Annotated in this window: 7 protein-coding genes and 2 rRNA genes; all 9 read right to left on the minus strand. The window is 57.5% G+C overall.

All coding sequences use genetic code 11. The features are described 5' to 3' along the window. The 9 genes from BBPC_RS07120 to BBPC_RS07160 all read right to left on the minus strand — a co-directional run bounded on the left by BBPC_RS07120 (position 1) and on the right by BBPC_RS07160 (position 16,510). Positions 1–3,079 (minus strand): 23S ribosomal RNA (locus BBPC_RS07120). Positions 3,080–3,532: 453 nt separating this feature from the next. Next, a 16S ribosomal RNA gene (locus tag BBPC_RS07125) occupies positions 3,533–5,060 on the minus strand. The 16S and 23S rRNA genes sit together here, the layout of an rRNA operon. Before the next feature lie 604 nt (positions 5,061–5,664). After that, positions 5,665–7,194, minus strand: coding sequence for a hypothetical protein (locus tag BBPC_RS07130; protein WP_004221429.1), 1,530 nt, complete (start codon positions 7,192–7,194; stop codon positions 5,665–5,667). Between the two features lie 525 nt (positions 7,195–7,719). Continuing rightward, positions 7,720–8,376: a peptide deformylase gene (locus BBPC_RS07135; protein ID WP_004221424.1), complete on the minus strand. Its 657-nt coding sequence runs from the start codon at positions 8,374–8,376 to the stop codon at positions 7,720–7,722. Positions 8,377–8,439: 63 nt separating this feature from the next. After that, positions 8,440–9,822 (minus strand): phosphoglucosamine mutase, encoded by a 1,383-nt coding sequence (gene glmM / locus BBPC_RS07140; protein WP_022245606.1) that lies wholly within the window; start codon positions 9,820–9,822, stop codon positions 8,440–8,442. A gap of 185 nt (positions 9,823–10,007) precedes the next feature. Continuing rightward, the gene (eccCa, locus tag BBPC_RS07145; protein WP_004221412.1) at positions 10,008–13,934 is read right to left on the minus strand and encodes a type VII secretion protein EccCa; all 3,927 of its coding nucleotides are present in this window, start codon (positions 13,932–13,934) and stop codon (positions 10,008–10,010) included. Continuing rightward, the gene (locus tag BBPC_RS07150; protein WP_004221410.1) at positions 13,934–14,968 is read right to left on the minus strand and encodes an FHA domain-containing protein; all 1,035 of its coding nucleotides are present in this window, start codon (positions 14,966–14,968) and stop codon (positions 13,934–13,936) included. Before BBPC_RS07150 ends, eccCa begins: the two co-directional genes overlap by 1 nt. Continuing rightward, positions 14,968–16,110 (minus strand): hypothetical protein, encoded by a 1,143-nt coding sequence (locus BBPC_RS07155; RefSeq protein WP_004221409.1) that lies wholly within the window; start codon positions 16,108–16,110, stop codon positions 14,968–14,970. The genes BBPC_RS07150 and BBPC_RS07155 overlap by 1 nt, the downstream gene beginning before the upstream one ends. After that, complete coding sequence (locus BBPC_RS07160) at positions 16,082–16,510, minus strand: hypothetical protein (RefSeq protein ID WP_004221406.1); 429 nt, start codon at positions 16,508–16,510, stop codon at positions 16,082–16,084. The genes BBPC_RS07155 and BBPC_RS07160 overlap by 29 nt, the downstream gene beginning before the upstream one ends. Positions 16,511–16,566: the final 56 nt, after the last annotated feature.

Below are 16,566 nucleotides of genomic sequence, written 5' to 3' on the forward strand. Positions count from 1 at the left end.
AGTGTGCCGCGTTCGCCCGTTAGTACCGGTCGGCTCCACCCCTCGCGGGGCTTCCACCTCCGGCCTATCGAACACGTGTTCAACATGCGGGCTACAGGCACCGAAGTGCCAAGGAATCCTAATCTTGGAGCAGGCTTCCCGCTTAGATGCTTTCAGCGGTTATCCCTCCCGAACGTAGCCAACCGGCCATGCCGCTGGCGCGACAACCGGCATACCAGAGGTCCGTCCACCCAGGTCCTCTCGTACTATGGGCAGGCCTCCTCAGGATTCCAACGAGCGCAGAGGATAGAGACCAAACTGTCTCACGACGTTCTGAACCCAGCTCGCGTGCCGCTTTAATCGGCGAACAGCCGAACCCTTGGGACCTGCTCCAGCCCCAGGATGCGACGAGCCGACATCGAGGTGCCAAACCATCCCGTCGATATGGACTCTTGGGAATGATCAGCCTGTTATCCCCGGGGTACCTTTTATCCGTTGAGCGATGCCGCGCCCGTGCGCCGGCACCGGATCACTATCTCCGACTTTCGTCCCTGCCCGAACCGTCGTTCTCGCAGTCAAGCCCGCTTGTGCGATTACACTCGAAACCCGATTGCCAACCGGGCTGAGCGGACCTTTGAGCGCCTCCGTTACTCTTTGGGAGGCAACCGCCCCAGTTAAACTACCCGCCAGGCACTGTCCCTGAACAGGATGACTGTTCGAGGTTAGACGTCAAACGAGAACAGAGCGGTATTTCACCTTGCGGCTCCACACGGGCTGGCGCCCATGCTTCGAAGCCTCCCGCCTATGCTACACAATCCGCGCCTAACGCCAATACCAAGGTATAGTAAAGGTCCCGGGGTCTTTTCGTCCTTCTGCGCTTAACGAGCATCTTTACTCGTACTGCAATTTCGCCGAGCTCCTGGTCGAGACAGTGGGGAAGTCGTTACGCCATTCGTGCAGGTCGGAACTTACCCGACAAGGAATTTCGCTACCTTAGGATGGTTATAGTTACCACCGCCGTTTACCGGGGCTTGAATTCACCGCTTCACCCCAAAAGGGGCTGACGGATCCTCTTAACCTTCCGGCACCGGGCAGGCGTCAGTGCATATACAGCGGCTTGCGCCTTCGCATGCACCTGTGTTTTTGGTAAACAGTCGCTACCCCCTGGTCTGTGCCACCCCCCAACGCTCCGAGGGCAAGCCTCTTCACGCCCGGGGGTCTCCCTTATACCGAAGGCACGGGAGTGATTTGCCGAGTTCCTTGACCAGGATTCGCTCGATCGCCTTGGTATTCTCTACCTGACCACCAGTGTCGGTTTGGGGTACGGGCGGCGACGCCCCTCGCGCCGAGGCTTTTCTCGACGGCCTGGACCACCGGATATCGCGCCATAAAAGACGCCCATCATCACACCTCACCCTATGCGTCCCACGGATTTGCCTATGGGACGGGCTGCGTGCTTGACCACGGAAAACCACCTCCGCGGCCGGCTCCCATTCCGTGTCACCCCTGTGCGCTAGCCTACCAGGACTACGCTCCCAACGACCGCGGACCCCGAACCCCGAAGGGAACGACGCCACGCGACCGGAGGTTAGTACTCATCCGTTCGGCTCTTACGGTACGCCGCCGGTACGGGAATATCCACCCGTTCATCCATTCGACTACGCCTGTCGGCCTCGCCTTAGGACCCGACTCACCCGGGGACGACGAACGTGGCCCCGGAACCCTTGGTCATCCAGCGGACGGGATCCTCACCCGTCTCTCGCTACTCATGTCTGCATTCTCACTCCCGCGCGGTCCACGGCACGGTTCCCCGGCCGCTTCGCCCCACGCGGGACGCTCTCCTACCCAACGGCCGCAAAGGCCGCTGCCGCGTCTTCGGTGGTGTGCTTGAGCCCCGCTACATTGTCGGCGCGGAACCACTAGACCAGTGAGCTGTTACGCACTCTTTCAAGGATGGCTGCTTCTGAGCCAACCTCCTGGCTGTCTATGCGACTCCACATCCTTTCCCACTTAGCACACGCTTCGGGACCTTAGACGACGATCTGGGCTGTCTCCCTCTCGACGACGGAGCTTATCCCCCGCCGACTCACTGCCGGAATACACATCCACGGTATTCGGAGTTTGGCTGCTATTGGTACCCGACACGGGCCCGCAAGCATCCAGTAGCTCTACCCCCGCGATGCAATCAACCGACGCTGCACCTAAATGCATTTCGGAGAGAACCAGCTATCACGGAATTTGATTGGCCTTTCACCCCTAGCCCCAGGTCATCCCCCCGGTTTTCAACCCAGGTGGGTTCGGTCCTCCACGCGGTCTTACCCGCGCTTCAACCTGCCCAGGGCTAGATCATCCCGCTTCGGGTCCAGGGCGCGCGACTCAAAACGCCTTTTGAGACTCGCCTTCGCTACGGCTCCCCCACCACGGGTTAGCCTCGCCACGCACCACTGACTCGCAGACTCATTTTTCGATAGGCACGCCGTCACCCCACAAGGAGGCTCCGACGGATTGTAGGCGCACGGTTTCAGGAACTCTTTCACTCCCCTCCCGGGGTGCTTTTCACCTTTCCCTCACGGTACTGGTACGCTATCGGTCAGACAGGTATGCTTAGACTTACCCCACGGTCGGGGCCGATTCACACGGGATTCCACGAGGCCCGCGCTACTTGGGACACATGATCGGAAGACGGCAAGCTTCCAGGTACGGGGCTGGCACCCTCTGCGGCCAGGCCTTCAAGCCTGTTCCCCTGGCAAGCCGTTTTATGACTCCCGCCCGGTCCGTCGGAACCGGGACACACGCTCCCGCAACACCACGAACGCAACCCCCGACGGGTATCACGCGCCCATGGTTTGGTCTGATCCGCTTTCGCTCGCCACTACTCACGGAGTATCCCTTCCTGCAGGTACTGAGATGTTTCACTTCCCTGCGTACCCCCGGAACAACAAGGTTCCGTGCCGGCCCATGACGGCCGGCGGGTTGCCCCATTCGGAAATCCTCGGATCGAAGCCATGTTGGAGGCTCCCCGAGGCTTATCGCATCCTCAAACGTCCTTCATCGGTACTGTCTGCCAAGGCATCCACCATACGCCCTTCAGGGCGGCACACGCCCCGAAAAAACCCAATGATAGCTTCAAACGCCAGACGACAAATCATCACACTGTAAAAAATGATCACAAAACGATCGATCTCGAAACCAGACTCCAAAAAAGAAGCCTGGCGAAATCGCGATAAAGCAAACGATGACATCACATCATCGCATTGCTCGCGTCCACTATCCAGTTCTCAAACCACCACGCGCCCCGACCGGACCCGACCCGCGGCCCGCAAGGCCGACGGCGTCCCACCAGGGGCATCCGGAAAACCGCACGCACCCAAAACGGATGCGGGTGGCGGTCCGGGAACCCAAAAGCATATCCGCACCACTCCCCGCAAGGCCCCAAGGACCCGCGAAGCCAACGATCTCTTCCACACCAGCACGCCCACGCCAGACCGGAGACGATCCCCGGCACGCGGGCCACACGACGGACGCCAGACCGGCGTCCTGAAAAACTCCGTAGAAAGGAGGTGATCCAGCCGCACCTTCCGGTACGGCTACCTTGTTACGACTTAGTCCCAATCACGAGTCTCACCTTAGACGGCTCCATCCACAAAGGGTTAGGCCACCGGCTTCGGGTGCTACCCACTTTCATGACTTGACGGGCGGTGTGTACAAGGCCCGGGAACGCATTCACCGCGGCGTTGCTGATCCGCGATTACTAGCGACTCCGCCTTCATGGAGTCGGGTTGCAGACTCCAATCCGAACTGAGACCGGTTTTCAGGGATCCGCTCCACGTCGCCGTGTCGCATCCCGTTGTACCGGCCATTGTAGCATGCGTGAAGCCCTGGACGTAAGGGGCATGATGATCTGACGTCATCCCCACCTTCCTCCGAGTTGACCCCGGCGGTCCCCCGTGAGTTCCCACCATGACGTGCTGGCAACACAGGGCGAGGGTTGCGCTCGTTGCGGGACTTAACCCAACATCTCACGACACGAGCTGACGACGACCATGCACCACCTGTGAACCCGCCCCGAAGGGAGGCCATATCTCTACGGCTGTCGGGAACATGTCAAGCCCAGGTAAGGTTCTTCGCGTTGCATCGAATTAATCCGCATGCTCCGCCGCTTGTGCGGGCCCCCGTCAATTTCTTTGAGTTTTAGCCTTGCGGCCGTACTCCCCAGGCGGGATGCTTAACGCGTTAGCTCCGACACGGAACCCGTGGAACGGGCCCCACATCCAGCATCCACCGTTTACGGCGTGGACTACCAGGGTATCTAATCCTGTTCGCTCCCCACGCTTTCGCTCCTCAGCGTCAGTAACGGCCCAGAGACCTGCCTTCGCCATTGGTGTTCTTCCCGATATCTACACATTCCACCGTTACACCGGGAATTCCAGTCTCCCCTACCGCACTCCAGCCCGCCCGTACCCGGCGCAGATCCACCGTTAAGCGATGGACTTTCACACCGGACGCGACGAACCGCCTACGAGCCCTTTACGCCCAATAATTCCGGATAACGCTTGCACCCTACGTATTACCGCGGCTGCTGGCACGTAGTTAGCCGGTGCTTATTCGAAAGGTACACTCACCCGAAGGCTTGCTCCCGATCAAAAGCGGTTTACAACCCGAAGGCCGTCATCCCGCACGCGGCGTCGCTGCATCAGGCTTGCGCCCATTGTGCAATATTCCCCACTGCTGCCTCCCGTAGGAGTCTGGGCCGTATCTCAGTCCCAATGTGGCCGGTCGCCCTCTCAGGCCGGCTACCCGTCGTAGGCTCGGTGGGCCGTTACCCCGCCGACTACCTGATAGGACGCGACCCCATCCCATACCGATGAAATCTTTCCCGACACCCCATGCGAGGAGTCGGAGCATCCGGCATTACCACCCGTTTCCAGGAGCTATTCCGGTGTATGGGGCAGGTCGGTCACGCATTACTCACCCGTTCGCCACTCTCACCACCAAGCAAAGCCTGATGGATCCCGTTCGACTTGCATGTGTTAAGCACGCCGCCAGCGTTCATCCTGAGCCAGAATCGAACCCTCCACAAAAAAACTTTGCAGAAAGCCAACATGTGACTCTCAAAAACAAGAAAATTGACGATCGCCTTATAAGGAAAGGCGCATCGCACGAAAACCTCACCGTCCTTCAAGGCCTCCCGGCCACTCGCGAACGAGCGGACGATGAACTGGCAATCATTGACTATAAAGAAGTAGTACAAATACGCTCTTGAGTTCTCAAACCACCACCACACCAGCAGACCGTCCCGAACCTCAGGAGCGGAACCGCCGTGCTGAGCAGCGAGATGTAAACTTACACGTCCTTGCCGATCTACGCAAATCGACCTTCCGTAAACACCGTGTAAACCGTTGAAAAATAACGTATCTCTCGGCGTGTCGAAATCGCAGGAAAATCGAGTGATGAGCACCATTTCACAGCACAATCCCGCTGGAAAAACCTCAACATACCTCGCGGCAGGTCAACATCCGGGCGTGTCGCACACGAGACGAACGAATGACAGAAAGGTACAAGACAAACAGCGGGCAAAACATCCAGCGGGAACAGACACAACACGACTACGCCTGACACACATCCAGCAACGTCAATTCGTCCGACCAACTTACGCCTTGCCACACAACCTGCGAGCGACTCCGTCTACCAGCGCTTGCCACAGCGCTTGCCACCATTGCCGGGCCTGCCACCGGCGCCCCACGGCCCGCGCCCCTCGGCATGCAGCACACCCAGATGATGCTTCATGGCGACCAGCATGATGTGCGTATCTTCCAAGCCAAGATGTCGTTCGCTTTTGGATGCATCCAACGCGCCCTGACGTTTGGCATACGCATCCAACGTATTGTTGCCGTGCGGATGCTCATCATCGGGAATCGACCCCTCATCCCAACGACGGCTCATCGGCAATGTGTCGATGATCGTGATATTGCCGGCACGATAGCTTTCCGCATATCCGGCGACGTTCAGCATGAAAAAGCTATGCTCGAACCGGGCGTTATGCGCAACATATGGCTGCTGTTCGAGTCGTTGCAGCAATCCGATCTGAGCTTCGGGCCATTCGTCGAACAGACGAAAGTCCGCGCTGGCGCGATCGCGCACGTCAATACCGGTAAGGTCGAGAATCAGAGGATTGCCAAGCAGCGCATTCTGCGTGGGAACGCCGAAGGAAAGACGTGCCTGGCCATATGCATCGCCGGTCTCGTAATAATCCTGTTCGTAGCGGTAGCCCGCGGGCTCGCCGGCAGGACGAGGCGAGATCATGTTCATGAATTCGAATCCGGCATCGATGATGTACACGCGAGCCGGATCCGTACCCGTAGTTTCGATATCAATGCCCATCACCGTGTCGACGTCACGGCCGGGAAGGTAGGCGTCACGCCAATCCGACTTTTTGTAATCCGCCAAACGTCGGTCCTGCGCGGCTTCCGCCGAGTCAGCGGAACCGCCAGCGGATCCGAGGGAACCATAGTCGAACACCTTCGAGCCTCCCGGACTCGTCACCCCGCTCAAATTCGCGCGTGACATGGCGTAATCGCTGGCACGCTTCTGTTCACGTTCCGCGGCACGACGTTCGGCACGGCCATTGACGATCTGCGCGGTACGATCCTGAATATCGTTAAGATTCACGAGGCTTTCCGCTCCGGCAACAGACTGCAGCACGGGCACTATCACCCGCTCCCGCCGCTCTTCGGCAATCGTCCACAATCCCATCGCAGCACCAATGCGCCGCAACACGGCAATTTCGTCGCACAACCTACGGTTCGCATAGGCGAGCGCGCGAGGCAAACGGTATGAAGCGATCAGACGGTCGAAATCCGTCATGAAGGTGGTATTGCATTGCGCGATGATGGATTCGAGCCGGTCACGGACCGCTAAATCCTTTTTCAGCAGATTATGCAACTGTTGGACGGATAGTACCGAATCCTGCATGGGATCCGTTTTCTCCGAGGTCGACGAAAACGTGGTACCCGCGGCATTCAGAACGGCGATCAGGTCGATGCCTTGGCTTTTGGCGGCTCCGATGCCGCGTTCCAAGTCGAGAGACATGACCCAATGCCAGTCGATGCGCTCATTGTCGGCGTTTTTCGGCATCGATGCCGACCATTGGCTGATGTCTTGTTTGGCTTCGGTAAGCCAGGAACGGCCCGTCTTTGCTTCGTTCATACTTTGCATGGTAGCCGAGAGGGGGCGCAGTACACGTCGGCGCGTACAAAAAACCATGATGCTTCTCGGATAGCGCAATCTTAAGTTTTTTGAGATTCGAAAGGTTATCTTGGGTTCGTTTTATTTCGTTGATTTTCGGTAAGAGAAAGAACAATGCTACGAAAAACGATTATGTTCACCAAGCATTCGTCGTCAGGATACGATCATGCGCGTTGCAGACGGAGCACGACGTCGCGTACGAAATCATTCCATCGCAACGCGAACGCCGATATTGTCGATAATGCCGCGAAATGCAAACATGGTTACGCTCATACGTGCGTCTGCCGTGGGGAGTGTGATGCGTGCGCGCGTTGCACTGGTTATGCGCATGGTGGTATGACGAAAAAATGACGGTATGACAAAAAGGGAGAGGCCTGTGGGCCTCTCCCCCTGCAGGATATTCCGCGGATTGCGCAACGATAGGATTCCGTGACAATCGGATTCCGCAGCGTTTTTCGCCGCGCATGTATGCGATTTGCGGCGTGCGCTCCTGGTTTACAGTTCGAATCCGAGTTCGGCGGCGGCTTCGGTGGGAACCGGATCGTCGCACCAGAAATCCTCAAGATTCTCGTTGGTGGCGAGGCTGCGGATTTCCGCCTTGTCGATATACAGTTCGCCGCTCAGATGGTCGGTTTCGTGCTGGAAGATGCGGGCCGGCCAGCCGTGCAGATGTTCCTCATGCTGTTTGCCATCTTCATCCTGCCAGCGGGCGATGATGTCGAGCCAGCGCTTGCGTACCGCCTGATAGCCGTCGAAGCTCAGGCAGCCTTCGTAGAAGCTGCGGGTTTCGGTGCCGATCGGCTCATAGCTGGGGTTGATGATGACGTGGAATGGGAATTCGGCCGCTTCGCGCGGGTCATCGTCATCGTCGTCGCGCACATGGTCTTCCACCACGGCAAGCGCCAGTCCGAGGCCGATCTGGGTTGCGGCGAGACCTACGCCCGGCGCTTCGATCATGGTGACGCGCATGGTTTCGATGAGCTTGTCAAGTGTCTTGCGGCTCAGTTGGCCTTCGTAGGCTGCGGTCTGCTGGCGCAGTACCGGTTCACCTGCCTGCACGATGGGAAGCAGCTGTTCCTTGCCGCCGGTTTTGATGAGTTTTTCGACCTCGCGGTTGAGCTCGAGGCTGACTTTCGAGTTACGTCCAAACATGGGGTTCCTTCGCGGATTGGTTCGGGATTTTGGATTGCCAAATACTGTGTATCGGCGGTGTGATTACAAGGCGAGTTCTTCGGCCACGACTTTGGCGAGACGGTCGCAGACCTCGTCGGCCTGCTGCTGGGTTTCCGCTTCAGCCATGACGCGCACGAGCGGTTCGGTGCCGGAGGGACGCAAGAGCACGCGGCCGGTGTCGCCGAGCATTTTCTCTTCGCGTTCGACGGCCGCCTGCACTTTGGCGTTGGTTTTGGCTGCGAGCTTGTCGACGTTTGGCACATTGATGAGGGTTTGCGGCAGTTGCGGGAAGTCGGATGCGAGTTCTTTGAGACTCTTGCCGGAGTTGACCACTTCGTTGCACAAGGTCAGTGCGGTGAGTGTACCGTCGCCGGTGGTGGCGAATTCGCGGTTGATCACGTGGCCGGACTGTTCGCCGCCGAGCGAATAGTCGCCGCGCAGCATTTCCTCAAGCACGTAACGGTCGCCCACGCCGGTTTGCACGGTTTTGATGCCCATGGAACGCAGGGCGAGCTTCAGGCCGAGGTTGCTCATCACGGTTACCACGAGGGTGTCGTGGTTGAGTTTGCCCGCGTTTTTCTTGGCACGTGCAAGAATGCCCATGATCTGATCGCCGTTGACCATATTGCCTTCGCCGTCTACGGCAAGGCAACGGTCGGCGTCACCGTCGAATGCCACGCCCAAGTCGGCTCCGGAGGCTTTGACCATGGCCTGCAGCTGTTCGGGGTGTGTGGATCCGGCGTTCTTGTTGATGTTGTAGCCGTCTGGCGAAGCGTTGATCACGATCACGTCGGCTCCTGCGCGGCGCAACGCTTCCGGCGCGACCACGGAGGTGGCGCCGTTGGCGCAGTCAGCCACGACTTTCAAGCCTTTCAACGGTGTCGGCTGGGACTTGTCAGGCCCGATGGGGGCGATTGTGGATACCAGATGGTCGATATACAGGTTGGTTGCGGTTGCCGTGTCGTGGCTGATACGTCCCACGCCTGCACCGGTCGGGCGTTCCCAATCCTGGCCGAGCACGTTTTCGATTTCGTCTTCTTTGGTGTCAGGCAATTTGAATCCGCCGCGTGCGAAGAATTTGATGCCGTTGTCGGGCATGGGGTTATGGGATGCGGAAATCACGGCACCCATTTCCACGTTCAGCACGGAAGTCAGGTATGCGACGCCAGGGGTTGGAATAATGCCCGCGTCGATCACATCGAAACCACCTGCGGACATGCCTGCGGACAGTGCCGCTGCAAGAAAATCGCCGGAAACGCGAGTATCGCGGCCGACCAGTGCACGGCGACGACCGTCGAATTCGCTTTTGTCTCCATCATCGCCAAGCACGCGCACCGCAGCATCGCCCAAATCCAACGCAAGCTGTGCGGTCAAAGCCCTATTCGCCAATCCTCGAACACCGTCTGTTCCGAACATACGTGGCATGAGTCTCAAGTCCTCGCTATCTCAAGTTATATTGCCGTGCACCATCGTACTCAACGGGTTCACCATTCAACGAAACAGTCGAGAGCATGTTGCGATACCTGCATACTGCGGTACGTAATGTTGCGCAAACCGCAGTATGCAACGGCGCGGGCTTTTCCGCAATCTCACGTTTTCGCAATATCGCGTTATTCGCGCAATACCGCATTCGACAGTTGCGCCACGAACAGGCCTTGGTCTCGAGTGACGATTTGGGCGCGACCGGGCGCCGCCTTCTTCGGTTTGACTTTGCCGATCAGCTGGCCTTCGTTCGAATCTCCGGACAGCAGAATGCCGGTCATGCCGAGATCATGGAACGTCTGCAATACCGGATCGTACATGGCTCGGCTCGCACCGCCGGTTCTGCGGGCCACCACCACATGCAATCCCAGATCGGAGGCCTGCGCCAAATATGGCACCAACGCACGCAGCGGGTTGCCTCGGCTGGTGGAGACCAAATCGTAATCGTCGACCAGCACGTAAACTTCCGAACCCGTCCACCAGGAACGGTCGCGCAACTGTTCGGCAGTCACGTCCTGGCCCGGAATGCGGGTTTTCAGGAATTCCGCAAGCGCGTCGAGACTTTCCGTAGCCTGTTCGTCATTGGTCAGGTACGCTCCAAAATGCGACTGCGGAATCTGCGCAAGATTCGCACGACGATAATCCAACATGAAAATTTTTGCTTTTCCATCCGGATAGCTTCGTACGATTTCGTTGATTATCACGCGAAGGAATGTAGATTTCCCCGAACCGGCGTCACCGAATAGGTAACAGTGCGGTTCGGTGTTGAAGTCGAACACCACTGGAGACAGTGCGTTCTCGTCGATACCGACCACCATGTTGCCTTTGGCGAGCTGGTTGGATGCCTTTTGACGCATGACGGAAGCCATCATCGCCTCGTACGGCAGGTTTTCGGGCAGCAACCGCAGCTTCGGACCATGCGGATGGCCTTGCCATGCGGAACGTACTTTGGCGATGAGATCGTTGATGCCGTCGGACACCGTCGCCGCATCATGCCCGCCATCGATGCGGGGCAGCGCTGCGAGCGTATGCAGTTTGTTGGCGCTCAGGCCACGGCCAGGCGCGCCCTTGGGCACGGTGTCGGCAACGTGGCGGTCGATTTGCGAATCGCTCGGATCGCCCAAACGCAGTTCGAGCTTGGTGCCGATAAGGTCGCTGATATTGGCACGGATTTCCATCCAACGGTTCGCGCTGAACAACACGTGCACGCCGAAGGTGAGACCACGGGCAACGATCTGCTGGACTTTGGTTTCCAATTCGTCATAGTCGCCGCGGAATACGCCCCAACCGTCGATGACGAGGAACACGTCGCCATATCCGTCGTCGACCTTGCCTTCGGCGCGACGGCGACGATACGCGTCCATGCCGTCGATGCGCTGTTCTTTGAAGAATCGTTCGCGCGCGTCGATGATGCCGCTGACTTCGGCAAGCGTACGACGGACTTTTTCATCCTCATTGCCTGCCGCAATGCCGCTGACATGTTCCAATCCATCCATGGAGGAGAACGCGCCGCCACCGCAGTCGATCACATAGAACTGCACTTCGAGCGGCGAATGCGTGAGCGCCAACGATGCGACGATGGAACGCAACATCATGCTTTTACCGCTCAACGGGCCGCCCACCACTGCCACATGGCCTCCCGCACCGGCAAGATTGAGGGCCATGACGTCTCGCCTCTGCTCGCGTGGCTTGTCTTCCAACGCGCATGGTACGACAAGCGCTCCGGCATTGCGCCACCTTGGCGAAATCAAGCCATACTCCTTGGTGACGGTCAGGTCCGGCATGAAATCGTCGAGCGAATTCGGCGTGACCAGCGGAGGCAGCCACACCACGTGCGCGGGATTGCCTTTGCCTCGCATCTGTTCCACCGCATACTGGAAGGTGGTGGTTTCGCCGTCCAACCCCTTCGGCACGCCCGACACGTAAGACGCGCGGAAGCGGGTGATGGTGCCGTCAGGCGATTTCAGATAGCCGATGCCAGACAGGCTTGGCAGATCGTACGCGTCCGTAATGCCCAGCACGGCACGGGATTCGGTTGCGGAGAACGTTTTCAGACCGATACGGTATGACAGGTGCTCGTCAAGACCACGCAGCTTGCCTTGTTCCAAACGCTGCGATGCGATGAGCAGATGTATGCCCAGCGAACGGCCGACCGCGCCAATGCGAACGAACGATTGCACGATCTCGGGTTTCGCCTTCAACAGTTCGGAGAATTCGTCGACCACGACCAATAGTGACGGCAACGGTTTAAGATCGCTACGCCCGCCGTTGACACGCATCTCCTCATATTCGGTGATGTTGGCAAGGTTGCCCGCATCTCGCAGCAGCTCCTGACGTCGGTTGACTTCGCCATCCAGCGCGTCTTCCATACGGTCGACGAGCGACGCTTCCTTGCCGAGATTCGTAATGATGGATGAAATGTGAGGCATGCCGTCCATACCTGCGAAAGTGGCGCCGCCTTTGAAGTCGATGAGTACGAAATTCAACTGGTCCGGGGAATGGCTCAACGCCAACGACAGTACCAGGGTTCGCAGCACTTCGGATTTACCCGAACCGGTGGCGCCGACGAGCACGCCATGCGGGCCCATGCCATGCTGGCCCATCTCTTTGATGTCAAGGAACGCGGTACTGGTGTCGTCGAATAGGCCGATCGGCACGCGCAAACGCTCCTTGCCCACACGATATGCCCACAGTTTCGCCAGATCGATATGACGAATATCGCTGATGCCAAGCAGATCAGGCAATTCGGGGGATTTCTTGCGATTGACGGATTGTGAGGAATCGTCTCCGGTTTCGTTAACATGCACGCTCTTCAAGCGTTTCGCTATGCAGAGCGCCTCTTCCACAGTCAATTCGTCCGGTTGGATTTCCACAGGCTTGAGTGCCGTGGAAAACACTTCAACCATATTGATGTCGCGCTTTTCGAGAACGTTCAGTCCTTCCTCAACCACGGTCTGCGAATACAGCACACGAAGCACGTCATCTTCCTCGAGCTCCCCCCAATCATTCGGCATGTCGAACACGGTCACTCCACCGAGGCCGTCTTCAGCGAACAATCGGGACTCTCGAGACAATACAGTCCGGTCGAATCCATCATTGATCACCAAAACATGAGGAGCAATCTCATTATCTCCGGTACGCCTGTTGCGGTTCAGCACTTCCTCGCCTATCAGCGCATCAACTTCGCGCACGTTGCTCGTCAGCATAAATCCATGACCGTTATACGTGCCTTCCAAGTATTTCTCGTTCAGCACACGGTTATGAGGCAGCAACCGTACCCATTCCCACTGCCCCATGCGATCAGCGGATGCCAGTACGAGCACTCTGCAGCATTCAGCCGGATGCCAAACCGCCGCTTGACAGATCATGGCTCTTGCGAGCGCCTGCGTCTGGCTTTCGTTTCCAAGCAATTCCACACGCTTGTATTTCCTCAGGTCAATGCCGTAAGGCATATTGTGCAACGTTTTATGTGCAAGCATGAAACGATGCGCCGCCGATGCCGAAACCGGGTCGAGCTGCGCGAGTGGAGGCAATTCAGGTGATTCAAGCTGCAGGCACAATGGCACACTATGCGTGCCGCAACGTAATATCATGAAATCGTCGTCTGCGGGAACACGTTCCCAGCAACGTTCCGGTTCCTGGGCGATCGCCGTCAACGAGGATGGGGATGGAGCGTTCCACAATGCGGCATTGCGTTGTTTCCTTCCCGCGGTGCGCACGGTTTTGCGTATGCCAGCCAAATAAGTGAGATATTCACGTCTTGCCGCCGCGAGGTTCGCCATGCGTTGCGAACGTTGGCGGAAGCCGTTGACCGCCACGAATCCCAATGACGACACCATGAACATGCCGCCGGTAAGCATGCCGGTGAGTCCCGAATTGGTCATCAGCATCATGACCATGGCGCTGGCGGTGCCCAACAATGGCACCAACGATGTGAGCAGCGTGTTGACACCGTCGCTGGGTTCAAGCTCGGGTGGTGCCTGCAATACGATTTTTCCTTTTGGAGGTTTGGGACCTTCGAGCCTGCTGTTTTGTTGTTCCGCAGTAATAGCCATCAACGCCTCCTGCTTTTCGATGTGATGATGCTGCAGCCCATGTCTCCCAGTCCGATGCGGGATCCGACATGCATACGCGTTCGGACGTTCGGTTCAAGTTCCGTCTCTTCGCCGCTTTCGTCAAGCACTCGCGTACCGTTGGTGCTCGCTAAGTCAGTGATCCAGATTTGGTCATCCACCAATTCGATCCGAGCATGGTTTCGTGAGACCGTACCAGTATGGTCAGGCACAGCCAACGCGATGTCCCCTGTCTGCTGCGGAGCTGGCTTGCGCCCGAGAATCAATGAAGAAGGCACGCTGAGAGTTCGCTTGGAGCCATCTTCAAAGAAGAGAAAGGTTTGGGGTTTCTCAGGAGGCGTCACTGGCACCGAGGCCGTCTGTTGTTCAACCGTTGTCCGAACCGGATACATCGGCTTTCCCGAAGGCATGGGTACAGGAGAAACCTGTTTTGCCGTTGGCATGGGAACCGGTTTGGACACGTCCGCCACTGTTTTGGGAAGAGGCACGGGAGGAGTGGGCTGCATCCGAGGCATGGGAACCGGAGGAATTTGCCTCGATACGACCGGTTGTTCCTCCAACGCCTCAACACGTTGATGAATATCGACGCATCCCAAAGATGCCAGTCTGTCTGCCCATCCCTGATGCAAATCATCCTTGGCGAACAACGGTGAGCAAATCACCGCAATCAGACCTATGACCAACGCAAGCGTGGATCCGATAAGCACACAATACTTCACAAGAATCCGGCCCATTCCGGCGGGCAAAGTTCCCGCCGTGACGTCACGCATGCCTTCCACGCGAACCGTACGCAAACCGAACATCATATTCCCCGGAGTCAGACCGCGCGAACCTTCTCCAATAGCCAGCACCGCAACCGATTCGAGCATCACCAGGAACGTGACGGGAATATTATGTCCGAGCAAAGCCGCAATCACGCCGCAAAGCAATACGAAACCGCAATCGACGAATGCGGCCGCACATTGTTTTCCGGCTCCTGCCGGACGACATCTCATTACGGAATTCGAATCCGACATCACAATCCCCTTATATACTGCAACGCGCCAGCTGCGAAGAAAGCCGCCACAGGCGTGACCATCATGGACAGGAAGCACAACGCATCGCCGGCGCGAGACAATACAAGCGAATGAAAACCGCCTTTTTGCACAGGAATGGCATATACCAGCAGAACGCCAATCAGGCCAATCGCGCATACGCCGAGCAGCCTCATGTTTTCGGTTGTCATGAAGCCCCAGGCCCTCACGCAGGCCATAGCCATCACCATCACCGCAGACAAACGCATGCAGTACCGTTCGAAAGGTCTGCCCGACCGGCGCGGCTTAAGGGTGAGAAAGAGAAACAGGGCCGCGGTAAGCACGAGAAAGCCGACAGCATCATACATCCGATGGAAATCGCAGAATGCGACCAATGCCGCGTACGGCAATACCAGCAGCGCCAAGCAAAGCACGAAACCGGTCGCGTATCGGGCCTGAAACGTCTGCATATCTTCACGAATATCAACTTGGGTCAATACACGGGCCTCTTCGGGAATGCCACCGCGCACCGTCCAACGACGTGTCATGTAGGCACGCCATTGCACAAGATAACGGTCCGGCACATGCACCACGATGTTCGGCAGCATTTGCAGACAGCATATGGCAGCGGCAAGCACCAAACCGGCAAGCAGCCGTACGTCCAACGAACACATCAGCGTTCCCGTACTGACGAGCAGCAACAGCAACGATACGGCAAAGCATGCGGATATCACGCCATTAAGCACCGGCTGATCAATGCAAACCGTCATTAACGACATATTGAGGCATACGCAAGAAGAAGATAGGAAAACCGCCGCCGCGATCGGCTGAGCGCAAGGTTCAACGCAGCTCGCCGCCACACCGGCACACACCGACAGCAGCACAGCGCAAGCCATGGCAACCAGCGCAACGGTTTGCTCGTGTGAGCGTATGCTCACCACGCATAACCGATCACAAAACAGCATCAGCAATATGAGGCTTGCCACAAGCAGCACAGGCAATCCTCGCATCCGCTCGTCGCCACCGGGAAGCAACACGCTTTCGGACAGCACCGTAACGGCAATACCAGCAAAAAGCACTGCGCAGACGAGCGATACAATGCATATCGCCTGTAAGTCAGCTGGCTTGGTTTCTTTGTGCCGCATATTGGCTTTCCCACTCACGCAGACGAGTCATTCCTTTATCGAGCGCAACACGAGCCTGGGCCGCTTCATTATCTTCGTCGTCCGCATCCTCCACGCTATCTCGCACATAACTCATATTCTGCGCGAGGTAACCACGTACTTCACGCGCTTCCGGAGACTTGTCAATGCCAGCAAGGATGTCTTCCTCACAGGTTTTCCCCATGTCGATACGCTGCTGCAATACTTGCCAAGCGCGCCCACATTCACCTTTACGCCGCTTATTTTCAAGTTCTTTCGTTTTTTCGGCTATTTTTTCATCTATTTGAACTTTCTCTTTTTCGAATTTCGCCCGCTGCTTGTCAAGCCGGGCAGACAGTGAATCCATTTGGTTCATGAAAGCTTCGAATTCCGCTGATGTCATTCCACTTCTCTTTTCTTCGCACATAAAATTGTCGTACCGAGGTCATCGTCCGTTTC

The organism is Bifidobacterium pseudocatenulatum DSM 20438 = JCM 1200 = LMG 10505, assembly GCF_001025215.1.
Lineage (GTDB): Bacteria > Actinomycetota > Actinomycetes > Actinomycetales > Bifidobacteriaceae > Bifidobacterium > Bifidobacterium pseudocatenulatum.